Genomic DNA, 1,025 nt, shown 5'->3' with positions numbered 1-1,025 from the left:
GGGCTGTCGACCACGGTGATCACCGCGTCAACGGTGCAGGCGCTACGGATTTCCGGCCACTGGAAGGCTTGCACCAGCGGTTTTGGCAGGGCCAGGCCCGAGGTTTCAATAAGGATGTGGTCGAGATCACCGCGACGGGCAACCAGTTCGCGCATTACCGGGAAGAATTCTTCCTGCACCGTGCAGCACAGGCAGCCGTTGGCCAGCTCATATACGCGGCCGCTGGCCTCTTCTTCGGTGCAGCCGATGGTGCATTGCTTGAGGATCTCACCGTCGATGCCGAGCTCGCCAAACTCGTTGACGATCACCGCGATGCGCCGGCCCTGAGCGTTGTCGAGCATGTGCCGCAGCAGCGTGGTTTTGCCTGAACCGAGGAAACCGGTGACGATGGTGACGGGGAGTTTGGCCAGTGTTTTCATCGGTATGCCCTTTGGCAAGCGGCGGGCATACGGGACGAGAACCGGCAGCGCGCATGCACGCCGGAAGCATTCGCCACCGGATCACCCCGCCCGGTTGTAGTGAGAATCTGTGACGAGGCAGGTCTCCTGGCTGACGGCGTTCAGGCGCGAGACCTGGCGTCCATTGCGCCTTCCCGCTGGCTCATCGGTTGAGCTGGCAGTGGCGTGGCAACGAACATCACCGTTCACAGTTGCGGGGGCAGCCGCGGCTTTGACCGCGTTCCCTTCTTAGCTTCGGCGAGTGCCGAAGAACCTCGAAAGCGCAAGGCTACGCATGGGTCCGTCGTGGGTCAATGGTCGGTGAGTCTGAAACTGGGGGTATATCCGTTGCTGCGGTAACGGCTTCTTAAGGTTTTGCTCTTACAGCGAGTCCCTTTTTCAAACGCCGGAGTGCCGGCACAGCAAAAAGGAACCAAAAGGCTTTGCCCCGGCGTACGGCCCGCTCGCTGGAGCTCGGGGTACCTTCGTTACGGGACCGATCCGGGCGCAGCCTGCTGAAGGGGCAAAAGATCAAAGCCAAAGCAAAAGCCAGATCTAGAGCCCCTCACCCTAGCCCTCTCCCCGAGG

General features: G+C 61.4%; 1 protein-coding gene and 1 riboswitch. The gene reads right to left on the bottom strand.

The annotated features are described in order from the left end of the window. Positions 1-419: GTP-binding protein (locus OQK_RS00910; RefSeq protein ID WP_016770706.1), on the bottom strand; the 419-nt coding region annotated here is incomplete at its 3' end. 99 nt (positions 420-518) lie between these two features. After that, positions 519-730: riboswitch (cobalamin riboswitch) on the bottom strand. Positions 731-1,025 lie beyond the last annotated feature (295 nt).

Origin of the sequence: Pseudomonas sp. R62, from assembly GCF_000257605.1 — a bacterium.
Lineage (GTDB): Bacteria > Pseudomonadota > Gammaproteobacteria > Pseudomonadales > Pseudomonadaceae > Aquipseudomonas > Aquipseudomonas atacamensis.
This window is presented reverse-complemented; position numbering and strand designations above follow the sequence as displayed.